Source organism: [Pseudomonas] carboxydohydrogena (genome assembly GCF_029030725.1).
In the GTDB taxonomy this organism is placed as follows: Bacteria; Pseudomonadota; Alphaproteobacteria; order Rhizobiales; family Xanthobacteraceae; genus Afipia; species Afipia carboxydohydrogena.
Genome location: NZ_CP113162.1, coordinates 754758 through 776684, shown reverse-complemented (window position 1 = coordinate 776684; position 21927 = coordinate 754758). Strand labels below are relative to the sequence as shown.

At 63.5% G+C, this 21927-nt stretch carries 21 protein-coding genes; 8 read left to right on the top strand and 13 right to left on the bottom strand.

Annotated elements, in window-relative coordinates:
- Window positions 1–14 precede the first annotated feature (14 nt).
- The 4 genes from AFIC_RS03705 to AFIC_RS03690 form a co-directional block, all read right to left on the bottom strand.
- Complete coding sequence (locus AFIC_RS03705; RefSeq protein WP_275247825.1) at window positions 15–1037, bottom strand: ABC transporter substrate-binding protein; 1023 nt, start codon at window positions 1035–1037, stop codon at window positions 15–17.
- A 17-nt stretch (window positions 1038–1054) separates the two neighbouring features.
- The gene (locus AFIC_RS03700) at window positions 1055–1807 is read right to left on the bottom strand and encodes an SGNH/GDSL hydrolase family protein (RefSeq protein WP_275247824.1); all 753 of its coding nucleotides are present in this window, start codon (window positions 1805–1807) and stop codon (window positions 1055–1057) included.
- A 31-nt stretch (window positions 1808–1838) separates the two neighbouring features.
- Window positions 1839–3317, bottom strand: a complete 1479-nt coding sequence (locus AFIC_RS03695) for a sensor domain-containing diguanylate cyclase (RefSeq protein WP_275247823.1) — start codon at window positions 3315–3317, stop codon at window positions 1839–1841.
- Window positions 3318–3472: 155 nt separating this feature from the next.
- A complete protein-coding gene (locus AFIC_RS03690) occupies window positions 3473–5083 on the bottom strand; it encodes an outer membrane beta-barrel protein (RefSeq protein ID WP_275247822.1) in 1611 nt (536 codons plus the stop codon).
- Window positions 5084–5303: 220 nt separating this feature from the next.
- Between AFIC_RS03690 and AFIC_RS03685 the strand changes: the two genes are divergently transcribed.
- Window positions 5304–6314, top strand: a complete 1011-nt coding sequence (locus AFIC_RS03685) for a KpsF/GutQ family sugar-phosphate isomerase (protein ID WP_275247821.1) — start codon at window positions 5304–5306, stop codon at window positions 6312–6314.
- A gap of 3 nt (window positions 6315–6317) precedes the next feature.
- Here the strand turns inward: AFIC_RS03685 and AFIC_RS03680 are convergent, their stop codons facing one another.
- The 6 genes from AFIC_RS03680 to AFIC_RS03655 all read right to left on the bottom strand — a co-directional run bounded on the left by AFIC_RS03680 (window position 6318) and on the right by AFIC_RS03655 (window position 12846).
- Window positions 6318–6761 carry an NfeD family protein gene (locus AFIC_RS03680; RefSeq protein ID WP_275247820.1) on the bottom strand — a complete coding sequence of 148 codons (444 nt, stop codon included), beginning with the start codon at window positions 6759–6761 and terminating at the stop codon, window positions 6318–6320.
- A 10-nt stretch (window positions 6762–6771) separates the two neighbouring features.
- On the bottom strand, window positions 6772–7761 hold the full coding sequence (locus AFIC_RS03675; protein WP_275247819.1) for an SPFH domain-containing protein: 990 nt from the start codon (window positions 7759–7761) through the stop codon (window positions 6772–6774).
- 127 nt (window positions 7762–7888) lie between these two features.
- Window positions 7889–8911 (bottom strand): ferrochelatase, encoded by a 1023-nt coding sequence (hemH, locus tag AFIC_RS03670; protein ID WP_275247818.1) that lies wholly within the window; start codon window positions 8909–8911, stop codon window positions 7889–7891.
- Window positions 8912–8936: 25 nt separating this feature from the next.
- Window positions 8937–10079: a nickel/cobalt transporter gene (locus AFIC_RS03665; protein WP_275247817.1), complete on the bottom strand. Its 1143-nt coding sequence runs from the start codon at window positions 10077–10079 to the stop codon at window positions 8937–8939.
- Complete coding sequence (locus AFIC_RS03660; RefSeq protein WP_420833380.1) at window positions 10070–10720, bottom strand: DUF1007 family protein; 651 nt, start codon at window positions 10718–10720, stop codon at window positions 10070–10072. The genes AFIC_RS03665 and AFIC_RS03660 overlap by 10 nt, the downstream gene beginning before the upstream one ends.
- Before the next feature lie 23 nt (window positions 10721–10743).
- The gene (locus AFIC_RS03655) at window positions 10744–12846 is read right to left on the bottom strand and encodes a M3 family metallopeptidase (protein WP_275247816.1); all 2103 of its coding nucleotides are present in this window, start codon (window positions 12844–12846) and stop codon (window positions 10744–10746) included.
- 128 nt (window positions 12847–12974) lie between these two features.
- Here AFIC_RS03655 and AFIC_RS03650 point away from each other — a divergent pair, with 128 nt between their 5' ends.
- From AFIC_RS03650 to AFIC_RS03620, 7 genes are all read left to right on the top strand, one after another.
- Complete coding sequence (locus AFIC_RS03650) at window positions 12975–13235, top strand: hypothetical protein (protein WP_275247815.1); 261 nt, start codon at window positions 12975–12977, stop codon at window positions 13233–13235.
- A gap of 661 nt (window positions 13236–13896) precedes the next feature.
- On the top strand, window positions 13897–15039 hold the full coding sequence (locus AFIC_RS03645; RefSeq protein WP_275247814.1) for a type III PLP-dependent enzyme: 1143 nt from the start codon (window positions 13897–13899) through the stop codon (window positions 15037–15039).
- A gap of 139 nt (window positions 15040–15178) precedes the next feature.
- Window positions 15179–15772 carry a GNAT family N-acetyltransferase gene (locus AFIC_RS03640; RefSeq protein WP_275248629.1) on the top strand — a complete coding sequence of 198 codons (594 nt, stop codon included), beginning with the start codon at window positions 15179–15181 and terminating at the stop codon, window positions 15770–15772.
- Window positions 15773–15824: 52 nt separating this feature from the next.
- A complete protein-coding gene (locus AFIC_RS03635) occupies window positions 15825–16214 on the top strand; it encodes a RidA family protein (RefSeq protein ID WP_275247813.1) in 390 nt (129 codons plus the stop codon).
- Between the two features lie 297 nt (window positions 16215–16511).
- Window positions 16512–16916 (top strand): nucleoside diphosphate kinase regulator, encoded by a 405-nt coding sequence (rnk, locus tag AFIC_RS03630; protein WP_275247812.1) that lies wholly within the window; start codon window positions 16512–16514, stop codon window positions 16914–16916.
- A 96-nt stretch (window positions 16917–17012) separates the two neighbouring features.
- Entirely contained in the window at window positions 17013–18014 is a 1002-nt protein-coding gene (locus AFIC_RS03625) for a cation diffusion facilitator family transporter (protein WP_275247811.1), read from the top strand.
- A 145-nt stretch (window positions 18015–18159) separates the two neighbouring features.
- A complete protein-coding gene (locus tag AFIC_RS03620) occupies window positions 18160–19605 on the top strand; it encodes a homospermidine synthase (RefSeq protein WP_275248628.1) in 1446 nt (481 codons plus the stop codon).
- A gap of 53 nt (window positions 19606–19658) precedes the next feature.
- Here the strand turns inward: AFIC_RS03620 and AFIC_RS03615 are convergent, their stop codons facing one another.
- The 3 genes from AFIC_RS03615 to AFIC_RS03605 form a co-directional block, all read right to left on the bottom strand.
- On the bottom strand, window positions 19659–19982 hold the full coding sequence (locus AFIC_RS03615; protein ID WP_275247810.1) for a hypothetical protein: 324 nt from the start codon (window positions 19980–19982) through the stop codon (window positions 19659–19661).
- 119 nt (window positions 19983–20101) lie between these two features.
- A complete protein-coding gene (locus tag AFIC_RS03610) occupies window positions 20102–20821 on the bottom strand; it encodes an MgtC/SapB family protein (protein WP_275247809.1) in 720 nt (239 codons plus the stop codon).
- 89 nt (window positions 20822–20910) lie between these two features.
- Window positions 20911–21924 carry a WD40 repeat domain-containing protein gene (locus AFIC_RS03605; RefSeq protein ID WP_275247808.1) on the bottom strand — a complete coding sequence of 338 codons (1014 nt, stop codon included), beginning with the start codon at window positions 21922–21924 and terminating at the stop codon, window positions 20911–20913.
- Window positions 21925–21927: the final 3 nt, after the last annotated feature.

Here is a 21927-nt window from a genome sequence, read left to right as displayed (position 1 = left end):
CTGAGGTTGCCCCCTCAACTCCCGTCCCGGCCGGACAACTGCGGGATGAACATGTCGGACCATTTCTCCGGCGCGGTCTTGATGGTGCCGGCGGCCTTCATGAAGTCGGCGAAACTCTTGACCTTGTCCGGCGTGGTCGAGAACCGCGTGTCCGGGTCGCCAAGAATGGCCAGCACGTCCTCCTTCGACACCCTGGTCTTGGAGCTGCGCACGAAAATGTCCGCCGCCTCGTCGCGGTGGTTCTTGATGAAGGCATCGGCCTCGTCGAGCGCCGCCAGCATCGCCTCGGTGGTCTTCGGGTTGGCATCGACGAATTTCTTCGGCGCGTACACCACATCGAGCGTGATGTTGCCGATGTAATCCACCGAACTCGCCACCTTGTGCACCTTCGGGTCCTTGAGTTCGAGATAGGAGAACGGCGGCGAGGTGAAATGCGCGCTCACATCCGAACGCCCTGAGGTCAACGCGATCAACCCCTCCGGATGCGGCAGGCCGACAGTGAGCGGATCGAGCTTTGCGTAATTCTCGATGCCGAACTGCTTCGCCGCCATCATCTGCAACACCACCGCCGACAGCGAGGTCTTGATGCCGGGCAGCGCGATCTTGTCGCCGCTCTTGAAATCGGCGAGGCCCTTGATCTGCGGATTGCTGGAATTCAGATACAGCGAGGTCGCGCTCAGGGCGCTGATGCCGATCACCGCGGTGTTCGGAATGCCCTTCGCCTTCGACCACAGCGCGACAAAGGCCGGCGCGCCGGTGCCCGCGAAATCGAGCGAGCCTGCCATCATGGCGTCGTTGATGACGTTGCCGCCGTCGAGCACGCGCCATTTCACGCTCACCTTGCCGAGGCCAGCCTTCTCCGCCTGCTTCTCGAGGAGCTTCTGGTCCTCCATCACGATCAGCGGCAGATAGAGGATGCCGTAGCCTTTCGAGATGCTGATCTCGGAGACTTCGGCGCGCGCGGGCGCCGCCGTCCACGTCGCGGCAAAGACAACGGCCAGCGCGGCCATGAAGGAACGGCAGCAGACAAAGCTCATCGGAAATCCTCCTCGTTTTACCGCACCGCCGCCATGATCGCGCGGGCGAGCACGCGGCCGGTGCAGTCATAGGCGTCGCCCGACATGTGCAGTCCGTCGAACGCCGACAGGCTGACGATGGAGACGCCCGCCTCCACCGTTTTATGCAGCATATCGAAACGCGGCAGATACGCCACCTGCTGTTCGCGCGCGACGGACGCGATCGCCGCCTGCATCTTGGCGTAATGCGTGGCGAGAATGACCGGGGTGTATTGCTGGTCCATCAGGATGACGTCGGCATCCTGCGCGCGCAGCATCGCGACGCCTTCGGCGATCCTGTGCCCGAGGCTTTCGATCCCCTCGCCCCAGGTGAAATCGTTGCCGCCGATCTGCCAGATCACGAGGTCCGGCCGATGGGCGAACACGTCGCGCTGAAACCGCGCGATGTTGCCGGGGATGGTGTCGCCGTTGCGCCCGGAATTGACGATCTCGATCTGCATCGCGGGGTCGAGCCGCAACAATTCGCGGTACATCACGCCGGGATAGGTTTTCTCCTTGCGCACCATCCACAGCCCCACGGTGGACGAAGAGCCGATGGCGACGATCCTCAAGGGCCTGTGCGCCTTGAGGGCTTCGGCTGTGTGCGGCAGCGGCGCGCCGAGCGACAGCCCGTCGTTCACCGCAATGCATGTTTCGGCGGGCGACAGATCGCGGGCCTCGCTCGCGGCGGACGAGACGGCGAGCGCGGCGCAGCAGGCAAGAATTTTCGGGAATCGGGCGGAAAGTTTCATCCGCGCAGTGTAGCAGCGGATGCGGGATCGGTCAGGCGGCTTCCGTCGCCCTCTCCGCGTCGCTCGCCACGCAGCGGTTGCGGCCCTGCTCCTTGGCTTCATACAGCGCCTTGTCCGCCGCCTCGATCAGATCCTTCGGTGAACCCGCCATATCGGGAACGAGGCAGGCGACCCCGACCGAAACCGTTGTCGCCCATTTATCGGCCGACAGGCGCACGACGCGATCGCGCACTTCCTCGGCGAGCTTGAGCGCGCCGGCAAGATCGGTATTCGGCAGCAGCAGCACGAACTCCTCGCCGCCATAACGCGCGGCGCAGTCTGCGGGACGCTTGGCGGATTCCGCGACGCATGCCGCGATCCGCGCCAGCAGTTGATCTCCGGCCTGATGACCGAACAGATCGTTGAACGCCTTGAAATGATCGGCATCGATCATCAGGAGCGACAAGGGCAATTTCTGCCAGCCGCGCCGCCATTCATCGAGAATTCGCTCGTCGAACCTGCGGCGGTTGTCGATGCCGGTCAGCGCGTCGGTGGTCGCAAGTTGCGACAGACGTTTCTCGGCGGCCGCACGCCGCGAAATCTCGCGAGTGAGAAAGAGCGTCGTGCCGATGGCGAAGATCGAGAGAACGAACATCAGGCCGCCGATGATCAGCGTTTGCGTCCACCATGTGCCGTAGATACTATCCAGCGATTTTCCAACCACCACGACAAGCGGGCGCTCGCTGTTCCGCCAGACATACATTCGCTCGATGGAATCGATTTCGCTGCGTGTCTTCGTCGATCCGCTCGGCGTTTCGAGAATGTGGCGGACGGTGCCACTGTCGCTGAGACTCTTGCCGATCACCGCTATGTCGAACGGCTGGCGCATCATCACGACACCGTCGCGCCGGAAAATGGTGACGCTGTCTTCCGGGTTGAATGTCAGCTTGCCGAACAGGTCATGAAAATAACTGTAGCGCAGCGAGCCGACGACGACGCCGAGGAATTTCCCGTCATATCCGGTGATGCGGCGGCTCAACACCACCGCGAATGTATTCCGGTAGACCGAGGGATCGCCGATATAGAGGCCGGCATCGCGATTGTCGCGATGGACCTTGAAATATTCCTCGTCGGCGCGATTTTCCTGCGCCGGGTGCAGCGTGCTGGAGTCGAGCTTCAGATTACCGTCGGCATCGAACACCCGGATCGGGCCGTAATACTTTGCGGTCGCCGCATGATCGAACAGGATCAGATGCAGGATCGGCAGGCTGATATGCTGGGTATCGAGCTCCAGCATGTTATTGACGACGTTGCGCAGCGACAGATCATAAATCTCGATGTTGCGGCTGAGATCGGCGTCGATGGTCGCGGCCAGATTCTCGGAGGACTGTCTGGCAAGTTCCTCCTTGCCGGAGCGGATGTCGAGCAAAACGCTGGCGCAGATCGTCATGAAGGCCAGCGTCGCAAGCACGGACACGATCGTCAGAGCGCGCGGCGAAGCCTGCCATAACTTTAGACCCGATCGATACATTACGCGCGCCTGCTCCAGCGTTGAAAAGCAGTGGTACGCTGTGAACTCTTGCCGGAATCCTTACTTGATCCACCACTGTTGGAGGGGGTTAATGCCGGGTTTCAGGATATGGGGTTTATTCAGCAGGAACCCGCGCGGGACCGCTGAATGAGACGCTAGCGCTGCACGCGAACGCCCAGCATCACAACCGTCTCGGCCGAATTGACACCTGGAGCATCGCTCTTCAGCCAATCACGGCGCAGGGTTCCCTTGATCGCAAGGGTGCGGGAAAGCTTGTAGACCAGATCGGCTTCCGCGAAGTAACGGCGGTCGAACCGCGTCCCTTCATAATCCGTGGTTCCATAACCGAACCTGGCCGTGCCGATCAGCCAGCGACGGAAGGCATGATCGACCTGAACGCTGTAGTCGCGCGACAGGGAACCTGAGACGCCTTCCAAAGTCGTCTCGTTGATCGACGAAGTGGCATCGAATTTCACCGTGGTGAGTCCCGTCGCGGTCCATACCAGCGAAGCACTCGTGAGCAGACCGGAGAGCTGCTTCAGGCGCGGGTCCTGATAGTCGCGCCACGAATACCCGGCCGCGATCTCGCCGGTGAGCAGCCGCGAGAACTCGAAGCTCGTTCCCGCCTTGACGTAGGCACCGTTGGAATCGCGCTGATAGCCGTTGCGGTCGAATTGCAGATCGTGCACGCGGGTATCGCCTTCGACTTCCGCGAACGGCTTCACGCCTGGCATCCAGTCGTAGCTGAACCGCGCCTGCGCGCCATACTGATTGAAGTTGCGATCGTCGTTGCTCGACGATCGGCCGTCGGTCAGTTTGGAATACTGATACACGGTCCGGTCAGCATTGCCGTTGACCTGAAGCTGCAAGCGATTGAAGTCCTGCTCGACACCGACCGTGCCTCCGAAATTGGTGTAAACCGGGTATTTTGACAAGCCTACCTGCACGTCGGGCGAACCGGGATTGTCGGTCGCGACCCGCAACCGCAGCGCGGAATTGATACGGGTGTCGCGGGTCACATCGATGCGGCCCGCGAGTTTGCCGTCCACGTTCGGGCGATCCAGATTGAGCGGCGAACTGGTCTGACCGGGGAATTCCGTGCCGTAGCCGGTGAACGAACCGCGCAGGTCGAGGCTCAGTGCGTGGCGCGACCAGTCCGATGTCGCCTGCAATTCCGGCGCGACCCTGTAGATCGCCGAGCCGCGCGGCTGCGAGAAACGGCCGGGATTGCTGTCGTAGCCGCCCGAGACTTCGACCGCCTCCTTCACCAGAAAGCCGCCGACGTAATTGCCGACCTGCCCGAACGGGTCGTCGTCGATTTTCAGGCGGCGACGCGGCGGCGCGCCATCGGCGGTGCCCGCAAACGAGGGCGATACCGGCGCCGTCACGCGCGGCGCCTGCAACGGAGGAGGATTTTGCGGATTGCCGGGCCCGACGAATCTCGGCTTCGGCGTGCCCGGATAGGGCTTCGTCCTGCGTCTGCGGTTCAGCGAGTCATAACCTGTGCCCGCCGCGCCCGACGCAGCCGGATTGCCATAAGCTCCCGGCGCGCTCCCGGTCACATCGCGGTCGTCGACCGGACGCAGCGGCGAATTCTGGACCGGCGCGAACCCGCCGATCGAGGGCACCAGCATCGAGGAGGTCAGCGCCTGGGCAAGACAGGGGCTGGACAGAAAGGCCGCGCCCAGCAGGGCGCACGCCAACACCCCGCACGAATGCCGCGCGCGGTGGCCTCGCCACTCCCTCACTCCATGCCCAAAGGGCATCTTCAATACCTTTCCGGCAGAGCCGAAAACGCAACAACTACAATTGCTTGCAGCACAAAAGGCACGGCGCTCCGGTGCGGAACGCCGTTAACAGAGTTAAAACAACTATGGTTAATGAGCGGTTGAGGAGGGCCTGTTCCGGATCGCCGGATGTGATTGAGCGTGCTAAAGAAAATACGCAGCAGGCGACCATCGCCGCCTGCCCTTTCGGACATCGTGCATGGCTTCTTCCAAACCGCGGACAACTTCCGTGTCAGTGGCTCCTCTCTCTCCCGCTATCGAATCCGCGCTGCGCACGCTGGCGGCGGAGGCCGATGGCGTCGCCGCGCTGATCGCCACGCTACAGAACGGCCTCGGCGCGCCGTTCGCCGCAGCGACCGAGCTGATCCGCAACGCCAGTGGCCGTGTCATCGTCACCGGTCTCGGCAAGTCGGGGCATATCGGCCGCAAGATCGCGGCGACGATGGCCTCGACCGGCACACCGGCGTTCTTCGTCCATGCGGCGGAAGCGAGCCACGGCGATCTCGGCATGATCACGCCGGATGACGTGATCATCGCACTGTCATGGTCCGGCGAGACCGCCGAACTGCGCAGCCTCATCAATTATTCCCGCCGCTTCCGCATCCAGTTGATCGCGGTGACCTCGGAAAGCGAATCCACCCTCGGCGCCGCCGCCGACGTGGTGCTGGCGCTGCCGAAGGCGCGCGAGGCCTGCCCGAACAATCTGGCGCCGACCACCTCGGCGCTGATGCAGCTCGCGATCGGCGATGCGCTCGCGATCGCGCTCCTGGAAAGCCGCGGCTTCTCCGCCACCGATTTCAGCGTGCTGCATCCGTCCGGCAAACTGGGTGCGATGCTGAAATTCGTCCGCGACCTGATGCACAAGGAGGCGTCCGTCCCGGTGAAGCCGCTCGGCACGCCGATGTCGGAAGCGCTGTTTGAAATGACTTCGAAGGGCTTCGGGTGCGTCGCCATCGTCGACGGCCGTGGCGAGATCGCTGGCATCGTCACCGACGGCGATCTGCGCCGCCACATGCGGCCCGATCTGATGACCGCGACGGTCGATCAGGTGATGACGGCCAATCCGAAAACCATCGGCGGCGACCTTCTGGCCAGCGAGGCGCTGGAAATTCTCAATGCCTCGAAGATCACCGCGTTGATCGTCACCAGGGGCAAGACGCCGGTCGGCATCCTGCATTTGCACGATCTGCTGCGGGCGGGCGTCGCCTGACGCTTACGCAGGGCCGACGCGCAGCCGCGCGCCGTCCGCCTGTTCGATCTTCACCCGCGTTCCGGCCTCGAGCGCCGGACCCTCGACGCGCCAGACCGTATCGCCGAGCCTGATCGTCCCAAAACCATTGACGATCGGAGTTTCGAGCGTCGCCACCTGCCCGACCAGTTCCTGCGTCCGGCGATTGAGGAATTGATTGTCCTCACGCTCCGAGGCGCGCGCGGCGAAATGGCGCCACAGCGGCACCATCGAAATCGCAAGCAATGCGAACCCGACAAGCTGCATCTGCCATGAGATGGCAACGCCGAACGACAGCACGCCCATGATCAGCGCGGCGAGACCGAGCCAGAACATGAAAACGCCCGGCACAAGGGCCTCGACGCCCATCAGCACGACGCCGAGAATGAGCCAATTCCATTTCCCGAGTGCAACAAGAGTATCGAACATCGTGAATTCCTCAGCCGAACGGCTTGGCGGGCGGTGTCGTGCCGGTGTTCGGCACGCTTGATCGCTTCGCCGCCGCGGACGCCGCGCTTTCGCCGAACGTCGCCTTGGCGATCTCGCCGATGCCCGCGAGCGAACTCAACAGGCTGGTCGCCTCCATCGGCAGCATGATCACCTTCTGGTTGGAGGATTCCGCGAACTGACCAAATGCCTTGATGTATTTATCGGCGATAAAATAATTCAGCGAGGCGACGTCGCCCTTGGCGATGGCGTCGCTGACCATCTGCGTCGCCTTGGCTTCGGCTTCCGCCGCGCGCTCGCGCCCTTCCGCGTCGCGGAACGCCGCCTCGCGGCGACCCTCGGCTTGCAGGATCTGCGCCTGCTTGGCGCCTTCGGCACGAAGGATCTCGGACTGCCGCTGGCCTTCGGCCTGCAAAATCTCGGCGCGCTTGACGCGCTCAGCCTTCATCTGGCGGCCCATCGCCTCGACGAGATCGGCGGGCGGAACAATGTCCTTGATCTCGATGCGGTTGACCTTGAGGCCCCACGGCGACACCGCCGCATCGACCACGCGCAACAACCGCTCGTTGATCTCGTCGCGATGCGACAGCACCTGATCGAGATCCATCGCGCCCATCACCGAGCGGATGTTGGTCATGGTCAGCGTGACAATCGCCTGATTGAGGTTGGCGACCTCGTAGCTCGCCTTGGCGGCATCGAACACCTGAAAGAACGCGACGCCGTCCACCGTGACCGTGGCGTTGTCCTTGGTGATGACCTCCTGCTCGGGAATGTCGATCACCTGCTCCATCATGTTCACCCTGCGGCCGATCCGGTCGAAATACGGAACGATGATGTTGAGGCCGGGCTCGAGCGTGCGGGTGTACTTGCCGAACCGCTCCACGGTCCAGTCATATCCCTGATTGACGGTCTTCACGCCCGCGAACAGCGTGATCACCACGAGCAGCAACAGCGCAATGGCGAAAATATCGAATCCGGACATCGTCCCTCCAAAACCAAACATGTGACACATCCCATGAGCGGCGCGGGAATATCATCGCACGCAGCCTATCACATTGTCTTTGCGGCAGGGTGTCCGGTTCGATCCGTCCGGCAAGAATAGAGGGAGACTAGATCCAGCCCTGCAATTCGCGCAGCACCAGTTGCCGGATCACATCCATGCCGCCGTCGCTGTCGTTCAGGCACGGGATGAAGGAAAACTGCTCGCCGCCGGCATGGCGGAAGATTTCCGCGTTCTCCTGCGCGATTTCCTCCAGCGTTTCCAGGCAATCGGCCGAGAAGCCGGGCGTGATAACGGCGATCCGTTTGACCCCTTCGGCCGCCAGACGCTCCATGGTCTTGTCGGTATAGGGCTGTAACCACGGATCGTAACCGAAGCGCGACTGGAAGGTCAGGATCAGTTCCTTGTCGTCGAGGTTGAGGCGCCTGCGCAGCGCCGCGACCGTGGCGACGCATTGCGTCTGGTAGGGATCGCCCTTGTCGACATATTTCTGCGGCATGCCGTGGAACGAGGCGACGATCACCTCCGGCTTGAACGGCAGCGTCGCAAGCTGCGCCTCGATCGAATTCGCCAGCGCCTCGATATAGGCGGGCTCCTCATAATAAGGCGGCACGAATCGCACGGTCGGCTGCACGCGCATCGCCAGCAGCACCTCGGCCACCTTGTCGAACACCGTCGCGGTGGTCGCGGCGGCATATTGCGGATACAGCGGCACCACCAGAATGCGGTCGCAGCCCTTGGCCATCAGCGCATCGAAGCCGGACTGGATCGACGGATTGCCGTAACGCATCGCCCAGTCGACCTCGACATGATCGTGGTCCGCGATCGCGGCGGCGAGCTTGTCGGACTGCCCTCGGGTGATGGTCTTGAGCGGGGACTCATTCAGCTCGTTGTTCCATATCTTGAGGTAGTCCTTCGCCTTCCGCGCTGGACGCACGCGCAGGATGACGCCGTTGAGCACCAGCTTCCAGAACAGGCCCTGATCCTCGATCACGCGCGGATCGGACAGGAATTCCTTCAGGTACACCCGAAGGCCCCGCGCATCGGCGGTATCGGGCGTGCCGAGATTGACCAGCAGCACGCCGACGCGACCGGGAGCAATTTGGGGCGAAGCGGATTCGAGACTCGACATCAGACTTTCCAGAAAGGACGGGCCATCAAAAGCACGTCACACGCTCGGCGGCAACATAGCCGAGCAGAAGACCCAGACCGAATAGCATGACGAGCGCGGCCGCGCCGAACTCGATGCCGCGCAACGCCAGCGCCCCGCCGCCCTCCGAAGCCGACACAAGGCGACTCGCGGCGCCCTTGGCCGACACGACGAGGGTCGCGATCGTCGCGACCGTGATCGCGGTTCCAAGTCCCATCAAGAACGTCGCGGCGACGCCTGCCCAGAACAGCCCCTGCGCCAGCGCAAACACCATCACAAGGATCGCGCCCGAGCACGGCCGAATGCCGACCGTCAGCACCGCGCCGATGCCCCGCGCCCAGCCACCCGGCCCCGCGAGCGCCGCCGGGTCAGGCCCGTGCGAGCAGCCGCAATGTTCGTCGTGCACATGCGCGCCAGCGATCGCAGCAGGCGCATGGGCGTGCCCGTGATCATGGCCGCAGCACCTACCGTCATGCTTATGATGATGGGCATGCTCATTCTCATTATGGACATGATGGTGCACGACCGGCGCATCGCTTTCGGCAAAGGCCGGCGTCAGCGCGGGCGCGGGGCGATACCAGTCCCGCAACGCGCGCAGAAAGCCGCCGCCCTTGCTCCACGCCAGCCGCGCGCCAAACGCCGCGATCAGCCCGTAACTCGCAACCTCGACGACCCTCTCGGTACGGCACATCTGGCCCGCCGTGACGTTGAGGATCGCCGCGCCGACGCCGACGATCGCAATCGCCACCAGCGCCTGCATCAGCGCGGACGCGAACGAGAGCGCGATGCCGCGCCGCGCGGTCTCTTCATTGGCCACAATGTAGGAGGAAATCACCGCCTTGCCGTGCCCCGGCCCGGCCGCGTGAAAGATGCCGTAAGCGAACGAAAGCCCGAGCAACGTCCACACCGCCGAACCGTCGGTCTTGGCCGTGCGGATCGCCGCCGATATCTGCCGATAGAACTCCGACTGCTTGACAAGCAGCCAGCCGATGATGCCGCCGACCTGCGAATCCGGCACGGCGGCTTTGGGTGCGCCGAAAGGATTTTGCGCGAAAGCCGGATCAATGATTGCAACGATGAAAGCGACAGCGGCAACCCCCACGACACTGACGGCGAGGAGGCGCGCGGCATGCTTGCGCATCATGGGCATTCCACCGTGATCTTGTTGGCGAACATCGCGCCGTAATTCGCATTCTGGCCGGACATGAAATCCGCCTCGCTCAGCGTCTGCTGCGGGGCGGAGTCCGCAGGACGCACCAGATTCATCCTGCACCCCGCCGGCGCACCGGCGAGTTGCACCGGATTGTCCTTCGCCATCTGGAAATCAATGAAATAGCTCGGGTCGAACACCTCGAGCGCGAGCTTCGTCACCTTGAAGGGCGCGCGGAACGGCAGGGTGAAGTGCAGCGTCAGGCTGCCGTCTTTATAGTCGAGATAATAATCGACCGGCTCGCCGAATTTCTGCTTCTTCTGACCGCCGACCTCGCCTTCCCTGGCGAAAGTAAAGTAGGCATATTCCTTCAGGGACTCGATATTTGTCTGCGCCAGCGCCGACAACTCCTCGCGGGTGTACACGCCCTTGGTCTGCTGCGGTAGGCCCTGCACCGCATAGGCTGCGAACATCTCGTCGAATGTCCATGCATGACGCACGCCGGTGACGGTGCCGTCCGGCGCGAACACAAGCTGGCTCGTGGCCGTAATCCAGACATGGGGATGGGCCTGCGCGGCCGACGCCCCGAACAGGGCAGCGACCGCAACCGAAAGCAGCCTTAAAAATCCGCGCATCGATATCGGGACAGATCTGCGCGCCATCGTTACGCCGCCTCGGGCTCGTCCAGCAGCCCGCGCCCGCGCAGCAGCGCCTCCGGCTCAGGCTTGCGGCCACGGAAGGCGATGTAGGCTTCTTCGGGATCGCGCGAGCCCCCCGACGAATAGATATCGTCATGCAACCGCTTGGCGACCTTCGGATCGAAGATGTCGCCCGCTTCCTCGAACGCACCGAACGCATCGGCGTCCATCACCTCGGACCACATGTAGCTGTAATAGCCCGCCGCGTAATGATCGCCGGAGAAGATGTGTCCGAACTGCTGCGGGCGGTGACGCATCGCGATCTCGGCGGGCATCCCGATTTTTTCCAGCTCGCGCTTCTCGAACGCATGGACGTCGGCGATCGAGGAAGCAGGCTGGGTGTGGAATTCGAGGTCGAGGAGCGCCGAGGAGACGAACTCCACCGTGGCGAACCCCTGATTGAACTTCCGCGCGGCGAGGAAGCGCTTCAGCAAATCCTCCGGGAGCGGCTCGCTGGTCTGATAGTGGCGGGCGAACTTTTGCAGCACCTGCGGCTGCTCCTGCCAGTGCTCGTAAAGCTGTGACGGCAGTTCGACGAAATCGGTGAACACGCTGGTGCCCGACAGCGACGGATAGGTCACGTTCGAGAGCATGCCGTGCAGCGCGTGCCCGAATTCGTGGAACAGCGTGCGCGCGTCGTCCGGCGACAGCAGGCACGGCTGGTTCTCAGCGCCACGCGAGAAGTTCATGATGTTGAGGATCACCGGATAGACCTCGCCGTCCAGCCGTTCCTGATCGCGCAGCGAGGTCATCCACGCGCCGGACCGTTTCGAGGGCCGCGCGAAGTAGTCGCCATAGAACAGCGCCTTGTGGCGGCCCTGCGCATCCTTCACCTCCCAGACGCGCACGTCGGGGTGCCACACCGGCACGTCCTTGCGCTCATTGAAGGTGAGACCGAACAGGCGATGGGCGACGTCGAAGGCGGCGTCGATCATGTTGTCGAGCGCGAGATAGGACTTGATCGCCGCGTCGTCGAAATTGGCGCGGCGCTGGCGCAGCTTCTCGGCATAATAGCGCCAGTCCCACGCGGCCAGCTTGAAGTTGCCGCCCTCCTCCGCGATCAGGGCCTGCAACGCATCGCGATCCCGAAGCGCCTGCGCGCGGGCGGGCTTCCACACCCGCTCCAGCAGGTCGCGGACGTTCTGCGGCGTCTTCGCCATCGAATCCTCGAGGCTGTAGGCGGCGAAGCTCGGCGCGCCGAGCAGTTTGGCTGCCTCCTCGCGCAGTTTCAGGATTTCGAGGATGGTGGCGTTGTTGTCGTGGTCGTTGGCGTTGTCGCCGCGCGCGGTGAAAGCCTTATGGACCTTCTCGCGCAGGTCGCGCCGGGTGGAGGATTGCAGGAACGGCTCGACCGAGGAGCGCGACAGCGTCACCACCGCCTTGCCCGGCATGCCGCGCTCATCGGCTGCGGCCCGCGCCGCCGCGATGAAACTCTCCGACAGGCCGTCGAGATCGTTGGGTCCAAGTTCGAGGAACCAGTCCTGCTCGTCGCCCAGCAGATTATGGCTGAAGGTGGTGGCGAGATGGGCCAACTGCTCGTTGATGACGGCCATGCGGGCCTTGGCGGCCTCGCCCAGGCCCGCGCCCGCGCGGTGGAAGTCGAGATAGGTCCGCTCCAGCAGCCGCGCCTGCTCCGGCGTCAGTTTCAGCGTTGCGGCATTCTCGCGCAGCTTCGCCAATCGCGTGTAGATCCGGGCGTCCATCATGATCGGATTCCAGTGCCGCGCCTCCTCCAGCGCGATCTCGCTCTCGATCCCGAGCAATTCCGGCGACGAGTTGGCTCCGACCAGATCGCCGAACACGGCGCCGACACGGGTCAGCAGGCGGCCGGAACGCTCAAGCGCCGCCACGGTGTTCTCGAAAGTCGGCTCGGCCGCATCCGCCTTGATGGCGGCGATCTCGGCATCGTGCTCCGCGAAGGCCGCAGCATAGGCAGGCGGGAAGTGATCCGGCAGGATTCGCGCAAAGGGCGGGGTTTCGAACGGCGTCTGCCAGGCCTCGAGCAACGGATTGCCGCCGCCGCTCGGGGTTTGGGTGGCGGCGGACGGCGAAGCGGACGATTTTGTCATGGGAGCCCTGTTTTCAGCGATTTCTGCCTGGAACATATAGCACCGCACGGGGCCTTTTTTAGGTCCTGAACGCTTGATTGCGGCGCCGATTTCGCAGACATTGCGGCCGCAAACGGAAAGAGACCTGCATGAGCGCCGAAAAGACCGAGACCGGAGCCAGGACCATCGCGTGGCCGAGCGTCATCACCGTCATCAGCGCCGCGATCCTGATCGGGGCGGAGGTGTTCGGCGCGGCTTTCGCGGGCGGCTGGGCGCTGGCGATCCTGTTCGGGCTCGAGGAGACAGGCGCGCACATCCTCCAGGTCATCCTGTTCGCCATCGGCGTGGCGATCATGATCGGCTTCGTCCGTGGCGCGCGGCAGGTCGAGCCGTTCACACGGCGCGCCTGAGACGCCGAGGCGATTCGAACTGCGGCGAGAGTGTGATTTCGTTAAGCAGTTTTAACAGCCGTTCATGTTCGGCGGCGATTTTGCGGCTTCACGGCAACATCGCGCATGCATCCTGTAAAAATCTGTCGCACCGCGCAAAAAGTCCTTGCACCCCAGAGTCAAAACTCATATTTCACGCCTGCCCAATTTCGCACGTGCCTGTGGTCGTGTGTCAGTCGGTGGGTATCCGGACAAGAGGCCGGACAGCCGCCAAGGGATGAAGAACCGAGGGTCGTTTAGCCGCGAGGCTGGAAGGCCAGCATCTCTCTCAAGGGATGCCGTTGAAGGTGACTTCTTCTCTTGCAACCGTGACTGGCAGCCGGAGGCGAACCGGCGCACCCCGCTCTCAACGGGGGACGCGACTTAAAGCAACGACGGAGCGGGCTTTTTTGGTCTCTGTTGGCTTTCCACCAGCCAGCGCGAATACCGAAGAGGCTTGTCCTTCATTGCCAGGTGTGCGGGCGGGAGCATTCCCAACCAATCCACGGCAGCACAGTCCGATCTGAGGATCGGCCATCGTCGCGTCTCCATCGTGCGACATGGCTGAGGTCCTCGGCTCAGACGCAATTTTTTGGACGACTCGACGCCAGATCGTTTGGCGGGGCCGTTTGGGAGAAGTGCTATGACCGACCGTATCCAGGAATTCCTGCGCAACCGCCGCAGCGAGGGCCTCGACACCGAGCCGTGTCTCGTCGTCGACCTCGAGGTCGTGCGCGACAACTACCAGACCTTCGCGAAGGCGCTCCCCGACTCGCGCGTGTTCTACGCCGTGAAGGCGAATCCCGCGCCGGAAGTGCTGTCGCTTTTGGCCTCGCTCGGCTCGTGCTTCGACACCGCGACGGTGGCCGAGATCGAAATGGCGCTGGCCGCCGGTGCGACCCCGGACCGCATCTCCTTCGGCAACACCATCAAGAAGGAGCGCGACATCGCGCGCGCCTACGCGCTCGGCATCCGCCTGTTCGCGGTGGACTGCGTCGCCGAAGTCGAGAAGATCTCCCGCGCCGCCCCCGGCGCGAAGGTGTTCTGCCGCATCCTGTACGATTGCGCCGGCGCCGAGTGGCCGCTGTCGCGCAAGTTCGGCTGCGATCCGGAAATGGCGGTGGACGTGCTCGATCACGCCAAGCGCCTGCGTCTGGAGCCCGTGGGCATCTCGTTCCATGTCGGCTCGCAGCAGCGCAAGGTGAAGGCATGGGACCGTGCGCTGGCGATGGCCTCGCAGGTGTTCCGTGACTGCGCCGAGCGCGGGATCAGCCTCACCATGGTCAACATGGGCGGCGGCTTCCCGACGAAGTACCTGAAGGACGTTCCTCCGGTCGTGCAGTACGGCCGGTCGATCTTCCGCGCGCTGCGCAAGCACTTCGGCAACCAGATTCCGGAAACCATCATCGAGCCGGGACGCGGCATGGTCGGCAACGCCGGCGTGATCGAGGCGGAAGTCGTGCTGATCTCGAAGAAGAGCGACGACGACGAAAACCGCTGGGTCTATCTCGACATCGGCAAGTTCGGCGGCCTCGCCGAGACGATGGACGAGTCGATCCGCTACCAGATCCGCACCCGTCACGACGGCGCGGAGATGGCGCCGTGCGTTCTCGCGGGACCGACCTGCGACTCGGCCGACGTGATGTACGAGAAGGTGCCGTATCCGCTGCCGGTCACGCTCGAGATCGGCGACAAGGTGCTGATCGAAGGCACCGGCGCGTACACCTCGACCTACTCGTCGGTGGCTTTCAACGGCATTCCGCCGCTGAAGACGTACCACATCTGAGGTCGCGGCCTTTTTTGAGGCCTGAATAACCGGACGCCGGTTCGCCGGCGTCCATCCCGTCACAACCGATTTGCTGACAACACGCGGTGGACCGCAGGTCCATTGGCGTGGGGACTGACGCGCCATGACTGCTCGTACAATGACTGCCGTTCGCAAAACCACCGCTGCCCTCCTCGCCGATGCCGCTCCGTTCGCGATCCGTGCGGAACGCGCCCCGGACGTCGCCGCGCGCGAAAACCTGCTGGATGCCTGCTTTGGCGAAGACCGCCATGCGCGCACCTGTCAGCGCCTGCGCGACGGGCGCGCGCCCGCGGAAGGCCTCGCCTTCTCCGCCGTGCGCCGGGGCAAGCTGGTCGGCACCGTACGGCTCTGGCACGTCAGCGCGGGAGGCGTTCCGGCGCTGGTTCTCGGACCGCTGGCCGTGGACGCCTCCTGCCGCTCGCTCGGCGTCGGCGCGGCGCTGATGAATCACGCGCTGGCCGCAGCGCAAGCGCGCGGCCACAACGCCGTGATCCTGCGCGGCGATCCGGCCTATTACGAGCGCTTCGGCTTTTCCGTCGCCAGGACCAGCGAACTGGTACTGCCCGGCCCGTTCGAGCGCGAGCGGCTGCTGGCCGTTGAATTGCGCGAAGGCGCGCTCATGGGCGCGCGCGGCATGATCGCGGCGACCGGAGCCAAGACGCGGCGGCCGCGCACGGCTAAAACTCGCGCGATGACGGCCGTTGCCGCTTGATTAAAGTGTACGGACGGGGCATTTCGTGCCTCATTCAACAATGAGGTTCTCCATGTCCCGCCGCCTGATTTCATCCGGTTCGCCCTTCGAGAAGGTCGCGGGCTACAGCCGCGCCGTTGTGGAAGGCGACATGTGCTTCGTCGCCGGGACCACGGGCTACGATCCCGTCACCAAGATTCTGCCGGACGACGTCGGCGAGCAGACCCGCAACTGCTTCAAGGTGATCGCCAACGCGCTGAAGGACGGCGGCTTCGAAATGGCCGACCTCGTTCGCGCGACTTATTACGTCACCGACGCAAAGGACTTCGACGCGGTGTTCAAGGTGTGCGGCGAAACGCTCGGCGACATCCGTCCGGCGGCGACCATCGTCGCGGTGTCCGCGCTCTACAAGCCCGAGATGAAGGTCGAGATCGAAGTCACCGCGAAGCGCCGCTCGGCCTGAGCCGCGCCGGTTTCCCGGCGCGCCAAGATGTCGCAAGCCGCGTGTTGACTTCGCGGCAAGTCATCCTAACTTGACTTCATGATGTTTAACGTGCGCCCCAACCGTCTGTTGCTTCGCGCAGGTCACTTTCAAGCAGGAAAGTGACCCGGACGGACGCATGTCCGCGCCGTCCGGGTTCTCCATTAACATCTCCCCCACTCCAACCTGAAACCTGACTGAAATGCTCGCGACGTGTCGCGAGCATGTTTTCGTTGCCCCCGGCGGGCATGGAGCCGCAGCCAACCCAAGGTGAACGACATGCACAGCGATTTGCAGACACAGCTTCCCGCCATCGCCCTCAGCGCGCGCGATGCTGATCGGTTGCGCCATCTCGCCGAGGTTGCAGCGGATCAGTACCCGGAGACGGCGGAATTCCTCGCGCGCGAAATCGAACGCGCCGAAATTCGTTCCGCCGACCAGTTGATGCAGGACATCGTCGTCATGCAATCCGAGGTCACGTTCCGGGACGACATCGGCGGACAATCGCGCACGGTGACGCTGGTGTATCCGGAGGATGCCGATGTCGGAGCGGGCAGGATCTCGATCCTGACACCGATCGGCGCCGCATTGATCGGCATGTCGGTCGGAAAATCCATCGAATTCCAGACGCCCGCGGGCGGCTGGCGCTCGCTGACCGTCACCAAGGTCGTGCATCACACCTGACTCAGGCACGACCACATCCACATTCGTGTGACGTTATAAAATAGCATGGGCGATATCTTTCATCGCCCATGCTGCGGGCCGTGATAAACACGGGGAATGAGCCACAGCCATTCTCACGACCATCATGGTCACAGCCACGATCACCCAGACCACGCACATGATGGCCATGCGCATAAAGACCATGCGCACGACGACCATGCGCATCATGGCCATCATCATGCACCCGTCGATTTCGGGCGCGCGTTTCTCATCGGCATCACGCTCAACACCGCCTTCGTCCTCATCGAAGGTCTTTATGGCTATCTGGCGAATTCGACCGCCCTGCTTGCTGACGCCGGACACAACCTCTCCGACGTGCTTGGCCTTGTCACCGCATGGATCGCGGCCGTGCTGTCGAAGCGCGCGCCCACCGCACGCTATACTTACGGCCTGCGCAACACATCCATTCTCGCGGCACTCGCCAATGCCGTGCTGCTGCTGATCGCGTGCGGCGCGATCCTGCTGGAGGCGGCGCAGCGTCTGATCGAACCGGAGCCGGTCAAAAGCGTCACCATCATCGTCGTGGCGACGATCGGCATTCTCGTCAACGGCGCGACCGCGTGGCTGTTCGCTTCCGGACAGAAAGGCGACATCAACATCCGTGGCGCGTATCTGCACATGATCGCCGACGCGGCAGTCTCGGCAGGCGTGGTCATCGCAGGTCTTGTCATCATGCAGACCGGCTGGCTGTGGGTCGATCCGCTTACCAGCCTTGTCGTGGTCGGCGTGATCGTCTGGAGTACATGGGGCTTGCTGCGCGAAAGCACGGCGATGTCGCTCGATGCCGTTCCCGCTTTCATCGATCCCTTGGCCGTGCGGGCGTTTCTTGAAAAACGGCCCGGCGTCTCCTCGATCCACGATCTTCATATCTGGCCGATCAGCACGACGGAGACGGCGCTCACCGCGCATCTCGTCACGCCCGGCGGGCATCCCGGCGACGGCTTTCTGACCGAAACCTGCCAACAGTTGCAGGAGCACTTCCGGATCAGCCACTCCACGATCCAGATCGAGATTTCCGAACACGGCAACTGCGCCCTTGCGCCCGATCATGTCATATGAAGGCTGGATGACGGATTCAGGCGCGCCATTACGTCACAAAAGTCGTTTAGACCTTGATTTCATCGGCGTTTTGTCGTTTTGAAAGGTTCTCGCTGGCGCGCCTCTGCCGCCGCTTGTTCCCCCCTGACAGTCTGGAGATTCAATGATGTCGTCCAATGCTTCGTCCGTGCATGCGCGCATCACAGGCCCCATCGTCATGGTCGGCTTCGGCTCGATCGGCAAGGGATTGCTGCCGCTGATCGAACGGCATTTCGACTACGACAAGTCGCGCGTCACGGTGATCGATCCCAAGGACGAAGGCCGCAAGGCGCATTGCGAAAAGCACAATGTGCGATTCATCCAGCAGGGACTGACCAAAGCCAATTATCGCGAACTGCTGACGCCGCTGCTCACCGAAGGCGGCGGGCAAGGCTTCTGCGTCAACGTCTCGGTCGATACCGGCTCCACCGACATCATGGAACTCTGCAACGAACTCGGCGCGCTTTACATCGACACGGTCAACGAGCCATGGCTCGGATTCTATTTCGATGCGTCGAAGGGCCCGGAAGCGCGCTCCAACTACGCGCTGCGCGAAAACACGCTGGCCGCCAAGAAAGCCCGTCCCGCAGGCTCGACGACGGCCGTCTCCTGCTGCGGCGCCAACCCCGGCATGGTCTCGTTCTTCGTCAAGCAGGCACTGATGAATGTCGCCGCCGACCTCAAGCTCAATGCGCCGAAGCCGAAGAGCCGGGCCGAATGGGCGGACCTGATGCGTCAGGCCGGCATCAAGGGCATTCACATCGCCGAGCGCGACACCCAGCGCTCGAAGAATCCGAAAGAGCCGGACGTGTTCGTCAACACCTGGTCGGTGGAAGGCTTCATCTCGGAGGGCGTACAGCCGTCCGAACTCGGCTGGGGCACCCACGAAAAATGGATGCCCGCGAATGCGCACACCCATCAAGCCGGTTGCGGCGCCGCGATCTACCTGATGCAGCCCGGCGCCGACACCCGCGTGCGCACCTGGTGCCCGACGCGCGGCGCGCAATACGGCTTCCTCGTCACCCACAACGAATCCATCTCGATCTCCGATTACTTCACGGTGCATGACGCATCGGGCACGGCCATCTACCGGCCGACCTGCCACTATGCCTATCACCCCGCGGATGATGCGGTGCTCTCGCTGCACGAAATGTTCGGCCGTGCCGCCAGGGCGCAGGAAAAACATCATATCCTCGATGAAAACGAGATCGTCGACGGCATCGACGAACTCGGCGTGCTGCTCTACGGCCACGACAACAATGCCTACTGGTACGGCTCGCAACTCTCCATCGAGGAGACGCGCAAGCTCGCGCCCTATCAGAACGCCACCGGCTTGCAGGTCACCTCGGCGCTGGTCGGGGGCATGGTGTGGGCGCTGGAAAACCCGACCAGAGGCATCGTCGAAACCGACGAGATGGATTTCGATCGCCTGCTGGAAATCCAGATGCCCTATCTCGGGCCGGTGAAGGGTTACTACACCGACTGGACGCCGCTGACGGATCGTCCGGGCCTGTTCCCGGAGGACATCGACACCTCGGATCCGTGGCAGTTCAAGAATGTTCTGGTGCGCTGATCGCGATCCAAAACGAAAGAGCCGGTGAAAGCCGGCTCTTTTTTATTCAAATGCTATTTTCTCACCGGCTCGCCGATCTTCTCGGCGGGCGCGGGAGGCAGCGCGGGCTTCGCACCCGCCTTCTGAGCATCCGCATCGGGACGCGCAGGCTCGGGCGGCGGCGTGGTCGGGCGCGCAGCTCCGGGCTCTAGCACCGGACCATCGGCCTTTCCGGCAGGCGCTGGCTGAGTTTCGGAGTTCGGCACTGTCGCCTGCGCAATCTCCTTGCGCGCCGCCAGTTGCGACCATGACAGCCCGGCCACCGTCAGCCCCATCGCCACCATGAAGGCGGCAAGCACAAGGTCGAGCCGGAACGGATTTTTCTGTCGCATATCCATGACCGCTTCCTTTCACGCGGAAGGATAACGGCTTGGCGCATGGTCAAGTTCCCGCCACCGTGCGGCACCAGCCTGCGATCCGTGCGGCCATTGGCGGCAAGCCGATCAACGGCAAGGCATCAGTCGTTGGAGGTGCTGGCGTCCCACGTCACATGGCGGACGCCGGGAAGACGTTCCAGGTCGCCGGTCACCGCATCGAGCTCCCCGGCCCTGACGGTATTGGCCACCAGCGTCGCGACGATCTCGACCACATTATCCGCGCGCGCGACGACCTCGATTTCGGCGACCGGATAATGCGCCTTATCGAGCGATTCCGTGAGCGCATCGCGCAAATCGCCGAGCGCGGCGGCGTTGGCGGTGAGCACCACCTGGTACGTTGCCTCGGCCGACCGCTCATCGAGCGGAATCCGGTTGATAGCGTTCACCAGCGGCCGCAACAACGTGTTGCCCGCCAGCACGAACACGGTCAACGCTCCCGCCTGCGCGATCATGTCGGCGCCCGCGCAGCAGCCGACTGCCGCCGATCCCCAGAGCGTGGCGGCCGTGTTGAGGCCGCGCACGTTCATGCCTTCCTTCATGATCACGCCGGCCCCGAGAAAGCCGATGCCGGAGACCACATAGGAAATGACGCGGACCGCGCCATCCGCATCGGTAATGGCCATCGCAAGATCGACAAAGGCGGCCGCTCCGACGGCGACCAGCACGTTGGTTCGCAGGCCCGCCGTGCGCAGCCGGAATTGACGCTCGGCGCCGATCAACGCGCCGAATACGAAGGCCGTCGTCAGGCTGACAAGCGTGTCGAAGAAGTCGGCGATATGAAAGGTCATCATGAAGCGCATGACCGCCTCATACCCGGCCCGCATGGTGGCTTGCAAGTCCGCATCATGCTCCGCAGGCCCATTTTGCGGACCGGCGAACCGCAACCGCGCTAGAGCGGCAGGAGACCGGCGTCGCCATCTTCCGTGGCAAGGGCGAGCAGCGTGCCCCTGGCATTCCATGCCAGCGCCGACACCGGTTCGCCGCCGTTGCGGCGGACCAGAATTTCCGCGCCGTCCTGAATGCGCACCATCAGGATGGTGCCGTCGCTGTAGCCCGCCGCGAGGATGTCGCTCTTCGGATGGCAGGCCACCGCCGTGACCTTCGCCTGTAAAGGCGCCAGCATGGCCGGCTCCTTGCCCATCGGCCCATCCTTGCTGCCGAACGGCCACAGGATCACGGTGTCCGCGCCGGAGGTGGCAAGAAGTTTTCCGCCCACGCTCCACGACATCGACCGCACGCGGCCGGGATAGCCGGTCATGCGCATGTGCTTGGCGTCGGCGAGCCGCCAGCCATGCAGCGCGGGCTCGTGCATCGCGGTGACGAGAAAGCGGTTATCGGCGCTGAACATGACGCCGAGATGCGAGCCCTTCCATTCCAGCACTTCCGGGGCCGCCTTCATGTTCGGAAACCACAGCGTCACGCCGTTGTAATGGGCGATCGCCAGACGCAGGCCTTTCGGCGCGAACGCAAGGCCGCCGACTGTCGAGGGCGCGTCGAAAGACTTTTCCGCGTCCTTGGTTTTCACGAACGCGGTCTTGCCCGCCGACCACGCGACGGTGCCATCCGCATGAACCGCCACGTTGTCGATCCAGCGGTGGCGGGCGTCCGTCGCGAGCGTTTCGATCTTGCCCCTGGCATCGACCGACACGATCTTGCCGTCGTCGCCGCCGGTGACGAGACGCCTGCCGTCAGACGTCGCGCACAGAATGCCGCCGCCATGCACGCCCAGTTGCGTGGCTTCGCCCTCGTTATCGGCGAGAACCACGGTCTCCTCGCCGTTCACGAACGCCGCCACCTCACCGATGAAATGCACGGCGGTGGCGGGCGCTTTCAGCGTGACCTTGAGAACTTTCTCGGTGACGGAAACGACGGACGCATCGGAAGACTCAAAACTCGACATCATGCA

What these genes read in the sequence shown, in the direction of transcription:
- AFIC_RS03705 (WP_275247825.1), bottom strand. Translation starts at nt 1,037, where the DNA reads ATGAGCTTTGTCTGCTGCCGTTCCTTCATGGCCGCGCTGGCCGTTGTC.
- AFIC_RS03700 (WP_275247824.1), bottom strand. Translation starts at nt 1,807, where the DNA reads ATGAAACTTTCCGCCCGATTCCCGAAAATTCTTGCCTGCTGCGCCGCG.
- AFIC_RS03695 (WP_275247823.1), bottom strand. Translation starts at nt 3,317, where the DNA reads ATGTATCGATCGGGTCTAAAGTTATGGCAGGCTTCGCCGCGCGCTCTG.
- AFIC_RS03690 (WP_275247822.1), bottom strand. Translation starts at nt 5,083, where the DNA reads ATGCCCTTTGGGCATGGAGTGAGGGAGTGGCGAGGCCACCGCGCGCGG.
- AFIC_RS03685 (WP_275247821.1), top strand. Translation starts at nt 5,304, where the DNA reads ATGGCTTCTTCCAAACCGCGGACAACTTCCGTGTCAGTGGCTCCTCTC.
- AFIC_RS03680 (WP_275247820.1), bottom strand. Translation starts at nt 6,761, where the DNA reads ATGTTCGATACTCTTGTTGCACTCGGGAAATGGAATTGGCTCATTCTC.
- AFIC_RS03675 (WP_275247819.1), bottom strand. Translation starts at nt 7,761, where the DNA reads ATGTCCGGATTCGATATTTTCGCCATTGCGCTGTTGCTGCTCGTGGTG.
- hemH (WP_275247818.1), bottom strand. Translation starts at nt 8,911, where the DNA reads ATGTCGAGTCTCGAATCCGCTTCGCCCCAAATTGCTCCCGGTCGCGTC.
- AFIC_RS03665 (WP_275247817.1), bottom strand. Translation starts at nt 10,079, where the DNA reads ATGCCCATGATGCGCAAGCATGCCGCGCGCCTCCTCGCCGTCAGTGTC.
- AFIC_RS03655 (WP_275247816.1), bottom strand. Translation starts at nt 12,846, where the DNA reads ATGACAAAATCGTCCGCTTCGCCGTCCGCCGCCACCCAAACCCCGAGC.
- AFIC_RS03650 (WP_275247815.1), top strand. Translation starts at nt 12,975, where the DNA reads ATGAGCGCCGAAAAGACCGAGACCGGAGCCAGGACCATCGCGTGGCCG.
- AFIC_RS03645 (WP_275247814.1), top strand. Translation starts at nt 13,897, where the DNA reads ATGACCGACCGTATCCAGGAATTCCTGCGCAACCGCCGCAGCGAGGGC.
- AFIC_RS03640 (WP_275248629.1), top strand. Translation starts at nt 15,179, where the DNA reads ATGACTGCCGTTCGCAAAACCACCGCTGCCCTCCTCGCCGATGCCGCT.
- AFIC_RS03635 (WP_275247813.1), top strand. Translation starts at nt 15,825, where the DNA reads ATGTCCCGCCGCCTGATTTCATCCGGTTCGCCCTTCGAGAAGGTCGCG.
- rnk (WP_275247812.1), top strand. Translation starts at nt 16,512, where the DNA reads ATGCACAGCGATTTGCAGACACAGCTTCCCGCCATCGCCCTCAGCGCG.
- AFIC_RS03625 (WP_275247811.1), top strand. Translation starts at nt 17,013, where the DNA reads ATGAGCCACAGCCATTCTCACGACCATCATGGTCACAGCCACGATCAC.
- AFIC_RS03620 (WP_275248628.1), top strand. Translation starts at nt 18,160, where the DNA reads ATGTCGTCCAATGCTTCGTCCGTGCATGCGCGCATCACAGGCCCCATC.
- AFIC_RS03615 (WP_275247810.1), bottom strand. Translation starts at nt 19,982, where the DNA reads ATGGATATGCGACAGAAAAATCCGTTCCGGCTCGACCTTGTGCTTGCC.
- AFIC_RS03610 (WP_275247809.1), bottom strand. Translation starts at nt 20,821, where the DNA reads ATGCGCTTCATGATGACCTTTCATATCGCCGACTTCTTCGACACGCTT.
- AFIC_RS03605 (WP_275247808.1), bottom strand. Translation starts at nt 21,924, where the DNA reads ATGATGTCGAGTTTTGAGTCTTCCGATGCGTCCGTCGTTTCCGTCACC.